This is a genomic window from Angustibacter aerolatus, from assembly GCF_054776675.1.
The window spans coordinates 1-16,474 of sequence record NZ_BAAHBM010000073.1 but is presented as its reverse complement, the minus strand read 5'-3'; the positions used below and the strand labels follow the sequence as shown (position 1 = coordinate 16,474).

Below are 16,474 nucleotides of genomic sequence, written 5' to 3'. Positions count from 1 at the left end.
CGGCGCTGGGTCGCACCCCCGACCGCGGCGACGGCGGCACGGGCGGCGGGCGGAACCGGCGCGGCCGGGACGACGGGGACGGCGCCGCGTGCTCGAGCAGGCCGTCGCGGTCGGGCGGCGACTCGCGAGGCGGTCGACCGGTGGGCCGGTGCACCGACACCGGCCGCGGAGGTCGAGCGGCGAACGGGTGCGGCTCGGTGCGCGGGTGCAGCCGGCCGGTCCGGGTCGGCACCTCGAAGCCGTCCGACGACCGCGAGGTGCTGCTGCGCGAGGGCGAGGCCGGGCAGGCGAGGGCGATGCGCGGTGGCTGCGCGGCCTCGGGACGCAGCGCGCCGCGCGAGGTGACGGTGGCACCCGAACGCCCCGCACCGCCGACCGACCCCGCGACGGCGGGGACGGCGTCTCCCACGTCGTCCGCGCCCGAGCGCGCCACGTCGTCCCCGGCCGACCGGCCCGCGTCGTCCGCGCTCCGACCGGCCGCGCCCGCGTCGTCCGCGGCGGGGCGGCCGACGACGAACTGCTTGAACCGGGCGCCGAGCGCGGTCTGCTCGATGACGCGGAACGTGCCGTAGGCGGCGGCGTCGAGGCCGACGAACAGCGCCGTCTGCCAGGCGTTCGTCGCCCAGTCGACCGGGCGCCCGCTCATCAGGCTCGGCATCGAGCTGGCCAGCACGAACCCGGGGTAGGCGCGCACGTACGCCGGCGTGAGGTCGACGACGGCGGTCTCGATCGCGCTGCCGAGCCGGCCGGTCCAGGCACCGTGCTCGGCCATGGCCACGGCGAACGACCGCATGCCCGTCTGGATGCGTTGCAGCAGCAGGGCGATGCGGCTCATCAGCGCCATCGCCCGGGCCCAGATCAGGTTCGAGGCCCACCCGAACAGCACGGTCAGCGCGTAGCCCGCGGCGAGCACCTCGAGCAGCTCGAGCACCAGGCCGATGACCTGCTTGGCGGTCTGCTGGGCCTTCGTGCCGTGCTCGCGCAGCTCCTGCTCCGACGCCCGCAGCCGTTCGAGCAGCTCCTCGGCCCCGGCCCGGTGCTGCTCGAGCGCCTGCAGCTGGGCCGCCGCGGTCGCGCTGGTGCCGCCGAGCGCCGGGGTGGCCGCGAGCTGTCGCACGGCCACCTCGGCGGCGATCCGCTGGCGCTGCAGCGACTGGACGCCGGACGCGAGACCGTCGGGGTCGCCGAGGGAGACGAGCGCCTTCGACAACCAGCCGGCGATCGCGCCGTTGACGTCGGCGCTCACTGGCGCCGCCAGCCTCCGGCCGCGCTGTCGGCTGCGTTCTCGGCGTCGGCGGTGTCGCGTGCGGCCCGGCGCAGCGCGTCGGCGTGGTCGGCGGCCTGCCGGGCGAGCTGCCCGGCCGCCTCGGTCAGCCGGCTGCGGGCCTGCGCGTAGGCCGCGTTCGCCGTCCGGCCGGCGCCAGTGGGCCCGAAGGCGTGCTGCAGGTCGGGCGCGGTGTGGGCGCCGGCTCGCTGCAGCGCGTGGTCGGCGTCGTCGACCTGGAGGGCGAGACGGCTCAGCTGCTGCTCGTCGAGGTGGAGCTCCACGATCGTCCCCTGTCGTCGGACACCGGCCGCGGCGCCTGCCGACGCGCGACCGCGGTCGGCACGGGACGCCGACCGCTCTGCATCCTGCACGACGGCAACCGTCGCGCCGTTCGCCCGACGGCAAGATTTCACATGATGGAAACACGACCGGCTGCCGTCGCGAGGACGGCAGCCGGCCGTGGGCCCTCAGGCGGTCGTCGACCCGTCGGTCGCGCCCTGCGTCAGGTCGTAGACCGTGGTACCGCCGATCGTCTGGGCGGTGAAGCTCGCCGCGACCCAGCTCGCGATCTCGGACGACGCGCTCGACCCGCCGTTCTGCTGGCCGAGGCCGCCGCCGCCCGAGCCGATGACCCAGTGGATCTCGCCGGCGGCGACGTACGCCTGGAACTGCGCGAGGGTCGGGGCCGGGTCGCTGCCGTTGAAGCCGCCGATCGCCATGACGGGCTCCTGGCTGGCGAGCTGGTAGCCGCTCGCGGTGTTCGACCCGACGGCCGCGGCGACCCACGTGTAGCTCGACGCGTCGGCCTGCAGCGCCGCGGTGAGCTCCGCGCTCGACGTCGAGCCGGTCAGCAGACCACCGCCGCCCCCGCCGCCACCGGGTCCACCGGCCGGCCGGGTGCCGGTGCCGGTCGCACCCTGGGCCAGCCCGGGCGGACCGCCGACGCCGCCACCGCCACCAGGGCCGCCGCGCATCCCGCCGCCGAAGCCGCCTCCGGCGACGCTCGGGCCGGCGGTGACGATCGAGCCGGTGTGCGGCGTGGTCACGGTGTCGACCGTGTACGCGGCCGGCCCGGCGAGCGAGGCGACCACCGCGACCGCGGCGACGGCCTGCTGCCAGCGCCCGCGCAGCGCCGACGGCGCCACCAGCGCGGCGCCCGCGCCGAGGCCGAGCAGCAGCACCGGCCAGCGCAGCCACGGCACGACGTCGCTCGACCGGCCCAGCAGCACGAACCCCCAGACGGAGCCGGCGACGGCTGCCGCACCGAGGAACCCGGCGGCGACCAGCGAGCGGCGGCGCTGCCACAGCAGGGCGGCGCCGGTGCCGACGACGGCGGCGATCGCGGGCGCCAGGGCCACCGTGTAGTACGCGTGGAAGATGCCGCTCATGAACGAGAACGTCACGAGCGTCACCAGCAGCCAGCCGCCCCACACGACCAGGGCCGCGCGCCGGACGTCGGTGCGCCGGGCCCGTCCGACCGCCCAGAAGCCGCCCACGAGCAGCACCAGCGCCGCCGGGATCAGCCACGACGCCTGACCGCCGTTCTCGCTGTCGAACATCCGCCCCAGCCCGGTGGTGCCCCACATCCCGCCGCCGGCGGTCGCCCCGCCGCCGCCCACCGAACCGGTCTCGTCACCGGTGATCCGGCCGAGCCCGTTGTAGCCGAAGGTCAGCTCGAGGAACGAGTTGCTCTGCGAGCCGCCGACGTAGGGCCGCATCGAGGCCGGGACCAGCTCGACGACCGCGACCCACCAGCCGGCCGCGAGCACCATCGCGCCGAACGCCAGCAGCAGGTCGAGCACCCGGCGTCCGAGCGCCTTCGGGGCGGCGACGAGGTAGGCGAGGCCGAAAGCCGGCAGCACGAGGAACGCCTGCAGCTGCTTGGTGAGGAAGCCCAGCCCGACCATCGCGCCGGCCAGCACCAGCCAGCGGGCCCGACCGCGCTCGCACGCCCGCAGCGTCATCCAGGCGCCGAGCGTCAGCACGAGCACCAGCAGCGCGTCGGGGTTGTCGAAGCGGAACATCAGCGCGGCCACCGGCGTCAGCGCCAGCACCAGACCGGCCAGCAGCCCGGCGGCGGCACCGGCGACCCGCTTCACCGTCGCGTGCAGCACCGCCACGGTCGCGACGCCCATGAGCGCCTGCGGCACCAGCAGGCTCCACGAGCTGAGCCCGAACAGCCGGATCGACAGCGCCATGAACCACAGCGATGCCGGCGGCTTGTCGACTGTGATCGCGTTCGCGGCGTCGGACGAGCCGTAGAAGAACGCCTTCCAGGACGCCGAGCCGGCCTGGGCGGCGGCGGCGTAGAACGAGTTCGCCCAGCCGGACGCCGACAGGTCCCACAGGTACAGGACGCCGGTCAGGGCGAGCAGGCCGAGCAGCGCCGGGCGGGCCCACGCGGGGTCGCCCCCCGGCCCGCGCAGCAGCCGCACGGCCCGGCCCCTCGGCGGGGTGGGTGCGGCCTCGTCGACCGCGGGCGGCGGCGAGGTGAGGGTGGCGGTCATGGCGGGTCCCTTCGGGGCGGGTCGGCTGGTGTGCGTCCCGATGAATCTCGCGCCGTCTGCTGTAGCGTCGGTGGCGCGCGGCTGTGCCGGTCCTGTGCAGGGGATTCCCACAGCGGGCGCACAGGAACGTCGAGGTGAGTCCTCAGCGAGAGCCCGGAACGTGGACGTCATGAGCAGCCGCAGCACCGCCCCCGCCACCCGCCCCGCCGCGCTCGTCCGGCCCGACGGCTCGCCCGTGCGCGTGCTGGTCGTCGACGACGAGCCGTCGCTGAGCGAGCTGCTGTCGATGGCGCTGCGCTACGAGGGCTGGGACGTGCGGACCGCCGCCGACGGCCTGGGCGCCGTGCGCACCGCCCGCGACTTCCGGCCGGACGCCGTGGTGCTCGACATCATGCTGCCCGACCTCGACGGGCTCGAGGTGCTGCGCCGGCTGCGGGCCGAGGGCGGCGACGTGCCGGTGCTGTTCCTCACCGCGAAGGACGCCGTCGAGGACCGCGTCGCCGGGCTGACCGCCGGCGGCGACGACTACGTGACCAAGCCGTTCAGCCTGGAGGAGGTCGTCGCCCGGGTGCGCGCGCTGGTGCGGCGGACGGCGGTGCTGACCGGCGGCGACGACTCGGTGCTGACCGTGGGCGACCTGAGCCTCGACGAGGACAGCCACGAGGTCTCGCGCGGCGGCGAGCAGATCCGGCTCACCGCGACCGAGTTCGAGCTGCTGCGGTACTTCATGCGCAACCCGCGCCGGGTGCTGACGAAGGCGCAGATCCTCGACCGCGTGTGGAACTACGACTTCGGCGGCCAGGCGAACGTCGTCGAGCTCTACGTGTCGTACCTGCGCAAGAAGATCGACGCCGGCCGCGCCCCGATGATCCACACCCTGCGTGGCGCCGGGTACGTGCTGAAGCCCGGGCAGTGATGCGCGCCCGGACGCTGCGCGCCCAGCTCGTCGCGCTCGTCCTGGTGCTGCTGACGACCGTCACGCTGGTCGTCGGCCTGGTGACCGTGCTGTCGATGCAGCGCTTCCTCGTCGACCGGCTGAGCGACCAGCTGACGTCGGCGGCCAGACGCACCCAGAACAACGCGCCCCGGCTCGACGGCGACGGGCCGACGCCGCCCACGGGCACGGGCACGGGGCAGGGGTTCGGCGGGCGCGGTCCGCGGTTCCTCGACGCGCCGGGCAACGCCGAGGGCACGCTGGGCGCGATCGTCGTGGGCGGGTCGGTCGAGAGCGCCGGCGTCGTCGGCGCGACGGGTGCCCGGCAGAGCATGTCGACCGCGGCGCAGGCGGCGCTGACCCGCCTGCCCGTCGGCAGCGAGCCGGTGCAGGTGACGCTGCCGACGCTCGGCGACTACCTGGTGCTCGCCCAGCGCGGGCCGAACGGCGCGACGCTCGTCACCGGCCTCCCGCTCGGACCCGTGCACGACACCGTGGGCCAGCTCACGCTCGTCGTCGTGATCATCGGCGGCGTGCTCATCGTCGTCGCCGGCGTCGGCGGGTCGCTGCTGGTTCGCCGCAGCCTGCGACCGCTGCAGGCGGTGGCCGGGGCCGCCAGCGAGGTGGCCCGCACCCCGCTGTCGCGCGGGCAGGTCGCGCTCGACGTCCGCGTGCCGCAGGCCGACCCCCGCACCGAGGTCGGGCAGGTGGGCGCCGCCGTCAACGCGATGATCGGCCACGTCGAGCACTCGCTCGCGATCCGCGAGGCCAGCGAGCAGCGGGTGCGCGGCTTCGTCGCCGACGCCAGCCACGAGCTGCGGACGCCGCTCGCCGCGATCCGCGGGTACGCCGAGCTGACCCGCCGCAGCCACGAGGTCGTGCCGCCCGACGTCGCGCACGCCCTGGAGCGCGTCGAGTCGGAGGCCTCGCGCATGACGGTGCTCGTCGAGGACCTGCTGCTGCTGGCCCGGCTCGACTCCGGGCGCCCGCTCGAGCGCGAGCCCCTCGACCTCACGCCGCTGCTGCTCGACGTCCTCGCCGACGCCCGCGCGGCCGGCCGCGACCACCACTGGCGACTGCAGCTGCCCGACGAGCCGGTCGTGGTCACCGGTGACGGCGCCCGGCTGCACCAGGTGCTGGCCAACCTGCTCGCCAACGCCCGCACCCACACCCCGGCCGGCACCACGGTCACCGCGACCGTCGCCGCCGAGGGACACGACGCCGTCGTCCGCGTCGAGGACGACGGCCCCGGCATCCCCGAGTCGGTGCTGCCCACGGTCTTCGGCCGGTTCGTGCGCGGTGAGTCGTCGCGCTCCCGCGCCCACGGCAGCACCGGCCTGGGGCTGGCGATCGTGCACGGCATCGTCGCCGCGCACGGCGGGCGCGTCGACGTCGCCAGCCACCCCGGTCGCACCGTCTTCGCCGTCCGCCTCCCCCTCGAGCCGGCCCCCGCGCCGGCCCTCGAACCCGTCGACGCCTGATCCCTGCGCGACCCCAGGTCACGCCGAGGTGCGACCAGCGGTTCACCAGACGGGGTGTCGCTGAACCGGTACTCGCATGTCGGCAGGGTCGGGGGGTGCGGCCTAGGGTGCGCGGCATGGCGACCATCCACCGGGCCGAGATCCGTCCGACGAAGGCCGAGCTGCTCGACGCGTGGGTGCCCGCGCAGCCCTGGTACCCCGGCGGCGCACTGACGACGATCGGGGCGTTCCGGTTCGACGACCCGGCCGAGGAGGTCGGCGTCGAGACGTTCCTGCTGCGGGCCGGGGACGCCGTGGTGCAGGTGCCGCTGACCTACCGGGCGGCGCCGCTGGCCGGTGCGGACGACGCGCTCGTCACGACCATGGAGCACTCGGTGCTCGGGCGGCGCTGGGTGTACGACGGCTGCGCCGACCCGGTCTTCGCGGCGACGCTGGCGCACACGGTGCTGACCGGTGGCGTGCAGGCCGAGCTGCTCGTGCAGGGCGACGACGGCGTCGAGCGGCGCGAGCCGGACGTGCTGGTCACCGGCAGCGGCAGGCCCGGCACCGCGGTGCCCGACGTCCGCGAGGTGCACGCCACGACGCTCGACCGCGTCACCGTGCTGCGCTGCGGCGACCTCGAGCTCGCCGTGGCGCGGGTGCTGGGCGCCCTCGACGTCCGGCCGGGCGACGCGACGCTCACCGGCACCTGGGCCGACGGGCGCGAGTCCGGCCTGCTCGCCGCCGTCCGGGCCTGACGCGCGTCTACGAGGTCTCGGCGAGCAGGGCCTCGAGCACCTGGGCCACGCCGTCGTCGTGGCACGGGGGCGCCACCGCGTCGGCCGCGGCGAGCGCCTCTGGGTGCCCGTCGGTCATGGCGTAGCCGCGGCCGGCCCAGGTGAGCATCTCGACGTCGTTCGGCATGTCGCCGAAGGCCACGACGTCGGCGCGGTCGACGCCGAGCTCGGCCGCGAAGGCGCTGAGCGTGGCGGCCTTGCTCACGCCGAGCGCCGACACCTCGACGAGGCAGTCGTGGGGGTCGGAGTGGGTGACGTGAGCGAGGCCGTCGAGCGCGGGCCGGGCGAGCGCGAGCATCTCGTCGCCGAGCCGGGTCTCGTCGCGCACCAGCAGCTTCAGCACGCCGGGGTCGTCCTGCACGAGCTCGCCGACCGTGCCGCGCACCTCGCGCTCGGTCCCGGCGTCCCAGCGGGCGACGTACGTGTCGAGCCGGCGGAACCCCTCGAGCGTCTCGACGGCGAAGCTCGCGTCGGGCATCTCGCGGCGCAGGCGGCCGACCGCCTCGTGCAGGTCGGCCTGCCCGAGCAGGTGCGAGCTGCGCACGCGGTCGTCGTCGAGGTCGACCACCACGGCGCCGTTGCCGCAGATCGCCGCCCCGCCGTGCCCGGTCTGCTCGACGACGGCCTGCATCCAGCGCGGCGGCCGGCCCGTGACGTAGACGACGTGGACGCCGGCCGCGCGGCAGGCCTGCACCGCAGCGACCGTTCGCGGCGACACCGTGCCGTCGGCCCGCACGAGCGTGCCGTCGAGGTCGGTGGCCACCATCCGCACGCGCTGCACGCCCCCATCCTGCCGTGCCCGGCGTCCGGTCCCTTCCGCGGCTCGTCCCGCTTTCCGCGCGCCAACCCGCTGTGCGCGCCAAGAAAGCGGGCTGAGCGGCGCAGAGCGGGCTGAGGCGCGGAAAGGGGTGGGAGCGGGGCACGGGTGGCCGGGGACGACGCGGGCGGGCAGGCTCGGCGCATGCAGGTCGCCGTCGCCGGTGCCAGCGGCTTCGTCGGCAGCCGCCTGGCCGCAGCACTCACCGCCGCGGGGCACGACGTGCGGGCGCTGACCCGGCACCCCGAGCGGTACACCGGCGCGGGCACGCCCCTCGCGGCGGACGTCGACGACCCGGCCACGCTCGGCGCTGCGCTGGCCGGCTGCGAGCTGGCGTACTACCTGGTGCACCGCCTCGGCGTGCCCGGCGTGGTCGAGGTCGAGCACCGCTCGGCGTCCGCGTTCGGCGCGGCGGCGGCCGGGGCCGGGGTCACCGACCTGGTGTGCCTCGGCGGGCTGGTGCCGCCCGACGTCGCGACCGAGCGGCTGAGCGTGCACCTGCAGGGCCGGCTCGCCGTCGAACAGGGGCTGGCCGCGTCGGGGGTGCGGCGCACCGCGGTGCGGGCGGCCATCGTGCTCGGGCGGGGCAGCGCCGGGTTCGAGCTGATCCGGCAGCTGGCCGTCGCGCTGCCGGTCATCGCCAGCCCGGTGCGGTCGCGGGCACGGGTGCAGCCGATCGCCGCCGACGACCTGGTCGGCTACCTCGGCGACCTGCTCGACCACCCGGCGGCGCGCGGCGGGGTGCTCGAGGTGGGCGGGCCGGACGCCGTGAGCTACCGCGAGCTGGTGCGGCGGGTCAGTCGGGCGGTCGGGCAGCCGGGCTTCGTGCCCGAGGTGCTGATGGTGCCGCGCGTCGTCCAGCAGGCGGCGGTGCAGCGGCTCACCGACGTCGACCCCGCGGTCGCCGACGACCTGCTCGCCTCGCTCGACCTCGACGCCGTGGTCGACGACCCGCGCGCGCTCGACCTGCTGCCGCGGCGGCCGGTCGGGCTCGACGTCGCGGTGGCGCGGGCCGTCGCGGAGGCCGCGGCATGAGGTCGGCACCCGTCGTCGTGCGCGGGTCGGCCGCGCCCGCCACCGCATGGGAGCGCTACGCCCTCCCCGCCCTGTGGCCGACCTGGTCGCCGCAGATCCGCCGCGTCGAGTGCAGCACCGAGCGCCTGGTCGCGGGCAGCACGGGACGGGTGCACGGCCCGCCGGGCGTCGCCGTCCGGTTCGTGGTCGACGAGGTCGACGAGCGCGCCCGCACCTGGTCGTGGACCGTGCACGCCGGGCCGGTCACGATGCGGCTGCACCACGGGGTGCGGGCGGACGCCGAGGGGTGCGCGACCACGCTCGTCGTCGAGGGCCCGGCGCCCGTCGTGCTGGCGTACCTGCCGCTCGCGGGCTGGGCGCTGCGCCGGCTCGTGCGGCCGTAGCGACCCGCCCGGACCCCCTGGTGCGGGCGTCGTCGCACCGAGACACTGCGGCGTGCGCACGGTCGGGGTCGAGGAGGAGCTGATGCTCGTGGACGCCGCCACCGGCGCGCCGCGCGCAGCGGTCGAGTCGGTGCTGCGGGCGGCGGAGGACGCCGGGATCGACGGGCTCGAGCACGAGCTGCAGCAGCAGCAGGTCGAGACGGCGAGCGCCCCGACCGCCGACCTGGCCGCGCTCGGCGCCGAGCTGCGGGCCTGGCGGGCGCGGGCCGCGGAGGCCGCCGGCCGCGACGGGTTCGCGGTCGCCGCGCTGGCGACGTCGCCGCTCGACGTGACGCCCAGCACCACGTCGTCCGAGCGGTACCTGTGGATGGCGGAGCGGTTCGGGCTGACCCAGGCCGAGCAGCTGACCTGCGGCTGCCACGTGCACGTGTCGGTCGACTCGGACGACGAGGCGATCGGCGCGCTCGACCGGCTGCGGGTCTGGCTGCCGGTGCTGACGGCGCTGAGCGCGAACTCGCCGTCGTGGCAGGGCCGCGACACCGGGTACGCGAGCTTCCGCAGCCAGGCGTGGGGCCGCTGGCCGTCGGCCGGGCCGATCGAGGTGCTCGGCTCGGCGGCCGCGTACCGCGCGCTCGTCGAGCGGCTGCTCGGCACCGGCGTGCTGCTCGACGAGGGGATGCTCTACCTCGACGCGCGGCCGTCCGCCCGGTACCCGACGCTCGAGATCCGGGTGGCCGACGTCTGCCTCGACGTCGACGACGCGGTGCTGCTGGCGGCGCTGGCCCGCGGGCTGGTCGAGACGTCCGCCGCACGGTGGCGCGACGACGAGCCGCCGCCCGACGTGCCGGCGGCGCTGCTGCGGCTGGCCGGGTGGCAGGCGGCCCGGCACGGCGTGGGGGGCGACCTGCTGCACCCTGCCGACCACCGACCCGCCCCCGCCGAGGAGGTGCTCGACGCGCTGGTCGAGCACGTGCGGCCGGCCCTGAAGGCGGCCGGTGACGAGACCCTGGTCGACGCCGGCGTGGCCCGCGTGCTCGCCCGCGGCACGGGTGCCGACCGCCAGCGCGCGGTGCTGCGGGCCCGCGGGGGCCCGGCGGCCGTCGTCCACGACGCGGTCGCGCTCACCGCCGGCGCCCCCTGGACGTCGATCACGTGACGTCGGCCCGGCGCGGGAACCCCCGGGCGGGGTCGGACGTCGGGCAGGCATGGCGGGTGAGGGCCTCACGGGGCTGGTGGGGCTGGCGGCCGACGTGATCGCTGCGCTCGGCGAGGTCGGCGTCGCGGTCGCCACGCTCGCCGAGACGGTGTTCCCGCCGCTGCCCAGCGAGGTGGTGCTGCCGCTCGCCGGGTACCTGGCGCAGCAGGGCGAGATGTCGCTGCCGCTGGTGGTGGTGGCCGCGACGGTCGGCGGGTGGGTCGGTGCGCTGCTGCTCTACTGGCTGGGTGCCGCGCTGGGCGAGCAGCGGGCCATCGGGGTGCTGGCGCGGGTGCCGCTGCTCGACCGCGACGACCTCGAGCGCGCCGCCGGCTGGTTCCACCGGCACGGGCGGCCCGCGGTCGGGTTCGGGCGGCTGGTGCCCGGCGTCCGCAGCCTGATCTCGCTGCCGGCCGGCGCGGCACGCATGCCGCTGCTGCAGTTCAGCCTGCTCACCGTGCTCGGCAGCGCCGTCTGGAACGCGCTGCTGGTGGGCGCCGGGGCCGCGCTCGGCACGCAGTACCGCACGGTCGAGCGGTACGCGCACGTGCTCGACTACGCCGTCTACGCCGCGCTGGCTGGCGCGGTCGGGTGGCTGGTGATCCGTCGAGCCCGCCGCGCACGCGTCTCGTGAGCCACACTGTGCGGCGTGGCACCCGACGGCACGGTCGACTACCGCGCGCTGTTCCGTGCCCTGCCCGCTCCGGCCCTGCTCCTCGACCGTGGGCTGCAGGTGCTCGACGTCACCGAGCGGCTGTGCGGGCTGCTCGATCGCGCGGCACCGGAGCTCACCGGCCGCTCGCTCGACGACACCCTCCCGGCCTCGCTGGTGCACGAGGCGCAGCCCGGTGGCCGCACGCTGCTGGAGGCGCTGGCCGCGGCGGTGCAGCTGCGCGACACCCAGCGCACCGGCGAGGTGCGGTGGACCGGGCTGCGCCCGCCGGGTGAGCGCCGCGAGACCTGGTGGCGGTTCAGCGTGCTGCCGATGGCGTCCCCGGACGACGACCGGGACGGCGAGGTCGCGGTGCTCGTCGTCACCGTCGAGGACGTCACGGGGGTGGTGCGCGAGCGCGACCGCGCGGCCGACCTGAGCCGCGCCGAGGCCGCCGCGGCCCGCCGCCTGCAGGGCCTGGCGCACGTCGCGCTCGAGATCGCCGCCGCCGACACCGTCACCGAGCTGACCGACATCGTGGTGACGCGCGGCGTGAGCGCCCTGGGCTGCCACAGCGGCGGGGTCGCGGTGCGCGACGACGACGAGGGCGTCGTCCGGCTCTCGATCACCGACACCGGGCTCGAGGGACAACGGTTGTTCCAGGTGCTGCCGCTCGACCTGCGGCTGCCGTCGGTGGTGGCGTCGGTGGTGCCCGAGCCGATCTTCCTCGGCACCCGCGACGAGGGACTGGCGTGGGGCGAGGGCATGCGCCGCGTCTACGACAGCTCGCACCGCTCAGCCTGGGCGTCGCTGCCGCTGCTCGTCGAGAACCGGCTGCTCGGGTCGCTCACCGTCAGCTGGGTCGAGGAGCGCGAGATCACCGGTGACGAGCGCGCGCTGCTCGCCGCGTTCGCCGCGCAGTGCGCGCAGGCGCTGCGGCACATCCAGGTGCGGGCGGCCGAGCGCCGCGCCCTGGTCTCGTCGCGGCTGCTCTCGGAGACGCTGCAGCGCAGCCTCCTCACCGAGCCGCCGCAGCTGGCCGACGTCGAGGTCGCCGTCCGGTACGTGCCCGCGCTGCAGGAGTCGTACGTCGGCGGCGACTGGTACGACGCGTTCCACGTGCCCGGCCAGGGCACGATCGTGGTGGTCGGCGACGTCGCCGGGCACGACCGGGTGGCCACCGCCGCGATGGCCCAGCTGCGCAACCTGCTGCGCGGCATCGCGCACAGCCTGGAGGAGACGCCGGCCGTGGTGCTCACGGCGCTCGACCTGGCCATGGCCGACCTGCCCGTCGACACCATGGCGACGGCGGTGCTGGCGCACGTCGAGCCGCTCGAGGACCACTGCGGCGTGCGGGTGCGCTGGTCGAACGCCGGGCACCCGCCGCCGGTGCTGCTGCTGCCCGACGGCACCGCCGAGCTGATGGCGGCGAAGCCCGAGCTCATGCTCGGCGTCGAGCCCGGCGTCTACCGCACCGACCACGAGATCGAGGTGCCGGCGGGGGCGACCGTGCTGATGTACACCGACGGTCTCGTCGAGCGGCGCGGCGAGTCGCTCACCCAGAGCACCGAGTGGCTGCTGCGGCGCGTGCGCTCGATGGCCGGCCTGCCGGTCGAGGCGCTGTGCGACGCCCTGCTCGCCGAGCTGCCCGGCCGCGGCGAGGACGACGTGGCGCTGCTCGCGCTGCGGGCGGTGGGCGAGCGCGCCCCGGTCGACCCCGAGGAGTGGCTGCCGGACGCCGTCGACCACGACCGCCGGTTCGCCGCCGACGGCATCACGCTCACCACGGTGCCGCCGTCGGCGCTGCCCTCGGGCACCCACCACGCCTCGCTCGTGCTGGCCCACGACCTGGCGTCGGTGCGGCGCGCGCGCACCTTCGTGCGGCACCACTGCCGGGTGGCGAAGATCGGTGCCGACACCTGCGAGACGGCGGTGCTGCTGACCAGCGAGGCCGTCACGAACGCGTTCATCCACGGCCGCAGCGAGGCCAGGCTGCGCGTGCGGGTGCGACCGGGCCACGTGCGGGTCGAGGTCGGCGACGACAACTCGCGCCACCCGACGCGCACCGACCGCGACGACGACGCCCTCGACGGCCGCGGCCTCGACATCCTCGAGATGCTGTCGACCCGCTGGGGCGTCGACGACGACGAGGTCGGCAAGACCGTGTGGTTCGAGGTGCGCGAGCCGTCCACGACGTCGGACGTCGCGGCGTCACCCGTCCCACCGGACCACGACGGGCTCGCCCGACGCTGACCGGCTACCGCTCGGACCGGTGGACGTCGGTCCAGCCGACCCAGCCGCGCTCCTCGAGCAAGGCGAGCAGCTGCGGGGCGCAGGGGAAGAACTCGACGAAGGCGGCGTCGAGCAGCGCGACCAGCTCGGGGCTGACCTCGGGCGCGTCGACGACGTGGGCGCTCCGGGCGGCGGCGGCCTCGATGAACGCGACCACCCGGTCGGCGAGCGAGGGCAGCCGCGGGTCGTCCGGGCCGCAGTCGGCCAGGTCCGCGAGGTCGAGGTACAGCCGGCGCAGCGGCTCGTGCTCGAGCTGCGCGTGCTTGATCGCCATCAGCGCCGGCACCTGGTCGGGCACCTGCGCGGCGATGAGGATCCAGCTGTCGCGCTCGATCTCCACGAGCCGGTCGGCGAAGCCCAGCTCGCGCATCCGGTGCAGGTAGGCGACCGCCTCGGCCGGCAGCACCAGGCCGTCGCCTGCGGCGAGCTCGGCGATCCGCTCGCGGTGGCGTCGGCGCTCGCGGATCTCCGCCTGCAGCCGCCGGTCGACCTCGCGCAGCGCGGCCGCGAACTGCGCCTCCTCCGCCACCAGCAGCTCGCGCACCCGTGACAGAGGGACCCCCGCGTCCGCCAGCGTCCTGATGCGGATCAGCTCGACGACGGCCGCCGCGTCGTACCGGCGGTAGCCCGAGGCGTCGCGCTCGGGCTCGGGCAGCAGCCCCTTCGCGTGGTAGTGCCGCACGGCGCGCACCGTCACGTCGGCGTACGCCGCGAGCTGGCCGATCGTCAGCACGTCGCGCTCCTCGGGTCAGGCGATCCTGCGACGGTAGGTCACGCCGGCCAGCACGCGGGCGACGACGAGCAGCCCGACGCACCACGCGACCGCGACCCAGCCGTCGGCGCCGACCGGCTGCTGGGCGAGCAGCCCGCGGACCGTGTCGACGATCGACGTCACCGGCTGGTGCTCGGCGAACCAGCGCACCGGACCGGGCATGCCGTCGGTGGGCACGAACGCCGAGCTGACGAACGGCAGGAAGATCAGCGGGTAGGAGAACCCGCTCACGCCGTCGACCGTCGTCGCGGTGAGGCCCGGGACGACGGCGAGCCACGTCAGCGCGAGGGTGAGCAGCAGCAGGATGGCGGCGACGGCCAGCCAGTCGAGCACCCCCGCGCCCGACCTGAAGCCCATCGCCAGCGCCACCAGCACCACCAGCAGCAGCGACACCGCGCTGGCCACCAGCGACGTCAGCACGTGCGCCCAGAGCACCGCCGATCGTGCGACGGGTAGCGAGCGGAGCCGGTCGAAGACGCCACCCGACACGTCGGTGAAGAGCCGGAAGGCCGTGTAGGCGATGCCCGAGGCGATGGTGATCACCAGGATGCCGGGGAGCAGGTAGTCGACGTACTCGCCTCGGTCGCCGCCGACCCGGATCGCGCCGCCGAGCACGTACACGAAGAGCAGGAGCATCGCGATCGGCGTGAGCACGGTGGTGACGATCGTGTCGGGGCTGCGGACGACGTGGCGCAGCGACCGGCGCAGCAGCACCCGGGTGTCGTGCGCCGCGCCCCTCACGACGCGCTCCGGGCACCGACGACCGCGAGGAAGACGTCTTCGAGGGACGGTTGCACCTCGATCACCCTGGTCTCCACCGGTGGCAGCAGCCGCTGCAGCTCCGCGACGGTGCCGTCGGCCACGACCCGACCCTCGTGCAGGATCGCGACCCGGTCGGCCAGGTGCTCGGCCTCCTCGAGGTGCTGGGTGGTCAGCAGCACGCTGGTGCCGCGGCCGGCCAGCTCGCGCACCGTCCGCCAGACCTCCAGCCGCGACTGCGGGTCGAGGGCCGTGGTGGGCTCGTCGAGGAACAGCACCGGCGGGTCGCCGACCAGGCTCATGGCCAGGTCGAGACGGCGTCGCATCCCGCCCGAGTACGTCGCGGCCCGGCGCCCGGCCGCGTCGACGAGGTCGAACCGCTCGAGCAGCTCGTCGGCGACCGCGCCGGCCCGCCGCAGCCGGCGCAGCTCCGCGACGAGCACGAGGTTCTCCCGCCCGGTGAGCACCTCGTCGACGGCGGCGAACTGGCCGGTGAGGCCGATCGACGCCCGCACGCGGTCTGGCTGGGTGGCGACGTCGTACCCGTTGACGACCGCCGTGCCGGCGTCCGCCCTGAGCAGCGTCGACAGGATGCGCACGATCGTCGTCTTGCCCGCGCCGTTCGACCCGAGCAGGGCCAGCACGCTGCCGGGCGGCGCGCTCAGGTCGACGCCGCGGAGCACCGCGCGATCGCCGTACGACTTCGTCAGCCCGATCGTCTCGAGCGCTGGTGTGGTGGTCATGGCGTGAGCGTGCAGCCCTGACCCTGCGTCAGGGTCAAGCCCGGCCGGGCAGGCAAATTCCGTCGCCGCGGGGTCGTCGGGTCGCTAGGTTGCGACGTCGTGCAGACCCGACCGGCGACCTACGACGACGTCCCCGCTCTGACGGCGCTGCAGGGCGCCTACGCCACGCGCTGGTTCGGTGCGCCGGAGGAGGACGAGGCCGAGCTGCGTCAGCAGCTGGAGTTCGTCGGCGACCTCGACCAGCGCACCCGTTTGCTGCTGGACGGCGAGCGGCTGCTCGGCGCGGCCTGGTGGTGGTCGGGGGGCTCGGCCTGGGCGGTGCACGACCCTGCGCTCGATGATGAACTGGCAGCAATGGTGGACGACGCGCTGCTCGCCTGGCTGCGCGAGTGCGGGGTCACCGAGACCGAGGCCCTCGCGGCCGACGTCGTCGCCCAGCAGGCGTTGCAGCGCAACGGGTGGCGGCACGAACGGTCGTCGTTCGAGCTGGTGCGACCGGTGTCGGACGACTGGGTGCTGCCCGAGCCGGTGCTGCCGCCCGACGTGCAGGTGCGGCCGATCGCCGCCGACGAGCAGGCCGCGGTGCACGAGATGGTCTACGAGCGGGCCGGCTGGGCCGACGTCCCCGGCCACCACGTGCGGCCGCTCGACGACTGGCGGCAGCTGTTCCTCGGCCCCGACGCGCCGCCCGAGCAGCAGCTCGCCGCCTGGGCCGGCGACGTGCCGGTGGGCGTGGTGCTCGGCAAGGTGTTCAGCGACGGCACCGGCTGGGTCGCGCACCTCGCCGTCGACCGCGCCCGGCAGGGCCTCGGCCTCGGCCTGGCGCTGCTGCTGCCGGCCCTGCGCGACCGGGCCGCCGCG

The 16,474-nt window shown here is 76.0% G+C and carries 16 protein-coding genes; 9 read left to right on the top strand and 7 right to left on the bottom strand.

The window, feature by feature from the left end:
• The 3 genes from ACYVI6_RS14720 to ACYVI6_RS14710 form a co-directional block, all read right to left on the bottom strand.
• A partial coding sequence (locus tag ACYVI6_RS14720; protein WP_460447086.1) for a hypothetical protein occupies window positions 1–1,246 on the bottom strand: 1,246 nt, incomplete at its 3' end.
• Entirely contained in the window at window positions 1,243–1,548 is a 306-nt protein-coding gene (locus tag ACYVI6_RS14715) for a hypothetical protein (RefSeq protein WP_460447085.1), read from the bottom strand. The genes ACYVI6_RS14720 and ACYVI6_RS14715, both read right to left, overlap by 4 nt.
• 186 nt (window positions 1,549–1,734) lie before the next feature.
• Window positions 1,735–3,774, bottom strand: a complete 2,040-nt coding sequence (locus ACYVI6_RS14710; protein ID WP_460447084.1) for a glycosyltransferase family 39 protein — start codon at window positions 3,772–3,774, stop codon at window positions 1,735–1,737.
• 169 nt (window positions 3,775–3,943) lie between these two features.
• Between ACYVI6_RS14710 and ACYVI6_RS14705 the strand changes: the two genes are divergently transcribed.
• The 3 genes from ACYVI6_RS14705 (at window position 3,944) to ACYVI6_RS14695 (ending at window position 6,926) form a co-directional block, all read left to right on the top strand.
• On the top strand, window positions 3,944–4,690 hold the full coding sequence (locus ACYVI6_RS14705; RefSeq protein ID WP_460447083.1) for a response regulator transcription factor: 747 nt from the start codon (window positions 3,944–3,946) through the stop codon (window positions 4,688–4,690).
• A complete protein-coding gene (locus ACYVI6_RS14700) occupies window positions 4,690–6,189 on the top strand; it encodes a sensor histidine kinase (protein WP_460447087.1) in 1,500 nt (499 codons plus the stop codon). Before ACYVI6_RS14705 ends, ACYVI6_RS14700 begins: the two co-directional genes overlap by 1 nt.
• Window positions 6,190–6,305: 116 nt before the next feature.
• On the top strand, window positions 6,306–6,926 hold the full coding sequence (locus tag ACYVI6_RS14695; protein ID WP_460447082.1) for a CG0192-related protein: 621 nt from the start codon (window positions 6,306–6,308) through the stop codon (window positions 6,924–6,926).
• 7 nt (window positions 6,927–6,933) lie between these two features.
• On the opposite strand, the gene ACYVI6_RS14690 is transcribed toward ACYVI6_RS14695, so the two are convergent.
• Window positions 6,934–7,746 carry an HAD family hydrolase gene (locus ACYVI6_RS14690; protein WP_460447081.1) on the bottom strand — a complete coding sequence of 271 codons (813 nt, stop codon included), beginning with the start codon at window positions 7,744–7,746 and terminating at the stop codon, window positions 6,934–6,936.
• Window positions 7,747–7,926: 180 nt separating this feature from the next.
• On the opposite strand from ACYVI6_RS14690, the gene ACYVI6_RS14685 reads away from it, so the two are divergent.
• The 5 genes from ACYVI6_RS14685 to ACYVI6_RS14665 are packed head-to-tail and all read left to right on the top strand — an operon-like array spanning window position 7,927 to window position 13,300.
• On the top strand, window positions 7,927–8,817 hold the full coding sequence (locus tag ACYVI6_RS14685; RefSeq protein WP_460447080.1) for an NmrA family NAD(P)-binding protein: 891 nt from the start codon (window positions 7,927–7,929) through the stop codon (window positions 8,815–8,817).
• Complete coding sequence (locus tag ACYVI6_RS14680) at window positions 8,814–9,200, top strand: SRPBCC family protein (protein WP_460447079.1); 387 nt, start codon at window positions 8,814–8,816, stop codon at window positions 9,198–9,200. Before ACYVI6_RS14685 ends, ACYVI6_RS14680 begins: the two co-directional genes overlap by 4 nt.
• 52 nt (window positions 9,201–9,252) lie before the next feature.
• Complete coding sequence (locus tag ACYVI6_RS14675; RefSeq protein WP_460447078.1) at window positions 9,253–10,356, top strand: glutamate--cysteine ligase; 1,104 nt, start codon at window positions 9,253–9,255, stop codon at window positions 10,354–10,356.
• A gap of 49 nt (window positions 10,357–10,405) precedes the next feature.
• Window positions 10,406–11,029, top strand: a complete 624-nt coding sequence (locus tag ACYVI6_RS14670; RefSeq protein WP_284288794.1) for a DedA family protein — start codon at window positions 10,406–10,408, stop codon at window positions 11,027–11,029.
• A 15-nt stretch (window positions 11,030–11,044) separates the two neighbouring features.
• Entirely contained in the window at window positions 11,045–13,300 is a 2,256-nt protein-coding gene (locus tag ACYVI6_RS14665) for an ATP-binding SpoIIE family protein phosphatase (protein ID WP_460447077.1), read from the top strand.
• Between the two features lie 4 nt (window positions 13,301–13,304).
• Here ACYVI6_RS14665 and ACYVI6_RS14660 read toward each other — a convergent pair whose 3' ends face one another.
• The 3 genes from ACYVI6_RS14660 to ACYVI6_RS14650 are packed head-to-tail and all read right to left on the bottom strand — an operon-like array spanning window position 13,305 to window position 15,613.
• Window positions 13,305–14,072, bottom strand: a complete 768-nt coding sequence (locus tag ACYVI6_RS14660; protein WP_460447076.1) for a MerR family transcriptional regulator — start codon at window positions 14,070–14,072, stop codon at window positions 13,305–13,307.
• Window positions 14,073–14,087: 15 nt separating this feature from the next.
• On the bottom strand, window positions 14,088–14,852 hold the full coding sequence (locus tag ACYVI6_RS14655; RefSeq protein WP_460447075.1) for an ABC transporter permease: 765 nt from the start codon (window positions 14,850–14,852) through the stop codon (window positions 14,088–14,090).
• Window positions 14,849–15,613 (bottom strand): ABC transporter ATP-binding protein, encoded by a 765-nt coding sequence (locus ACYVI6_RS14650; RefSeq protein WP_460447074.1) that lies wholly within the window; start codon window positions 15,611–15,613, stop codon window positions 14,849–14,851. The genes ACYVI6_RS14655 and ACYVI6_RS14650 overlap by 4 nt, the downstream gene beginning before the upstream one ends.
• Window positions 15,614–15,712: 99 nt before the next feature.
• Between ACYVI6_RS14650 and ACYVI6_RS14645 the strand changes: the two genes are divergently transcribed.
• A partial coding sequence (locus tag ACYVI6_RS14645) for a GNAT family N-acetyltransferase (RefSeq protein ID WP_460447073.1) occupies window positions 15,713–16,474 on the top strand: 762 nt, incomplete at its 3' end.

Coding starts and splice junctions, on each gene's coding strand:
- ACYVI6_RS14710 (WP_460447084.1), bottom strand. CDS start 3,774: ATGACCGCCACCCTCACCTCGCCGCCGCCCGCGGTCGACGAGGCCGCA.
- ACYVI6_RS14705 (WP_460447083.1), top strand. CDS start 3,944: ATGAGCAGCCGCAGCACCGCCCCCGCCACCCGCCCCGCCGCGCTCGTC.
- ACYVI6_RS14700 (WP_460447087.1), top strand. CDS start 4,690: ATGCGCGCCCGGACGCTGCGCGCCCAGCTCGTCGCGCTCGTCCTGGTG.
- ACYVI6_RS14695 (WP_460447082.1), top strand. CDS start 6,306: ATGGCGACCATCCACCGGGCCGAGATCCGTCCGACGAAGGCCGAGCTG.
- ACYVI6_RS14685 (WP_460447080.1), top strand. CDS start 7,927: ATGCAGGTCGCCGTCGCCGGTGCCAGCGGCTTCGTCGGCAGCCGCCTG.
- ACYVI6_RS14680 (WP_460447079.1), top strand. CDS start 8,814: ATGAGGTCGGCACCCGTCGTCGTGCGCGGGTCGGCCGCGCCCGCCACC.
- ACYVI6_RS14670 (WP_284288794.1), top strand. CDS start 10,406: ATGGCGGGTGAGGGCCTCACGGGGCTGGTGGGGCTGGCGGCCGACGTG.
- ACYVI6_RS14650 (WP_460447074.1), bottom strand. CDS start 15,613: ATGACCACCACACCAGCGCTCGAGACGATCGGGCTGACGAAGTCGTAC.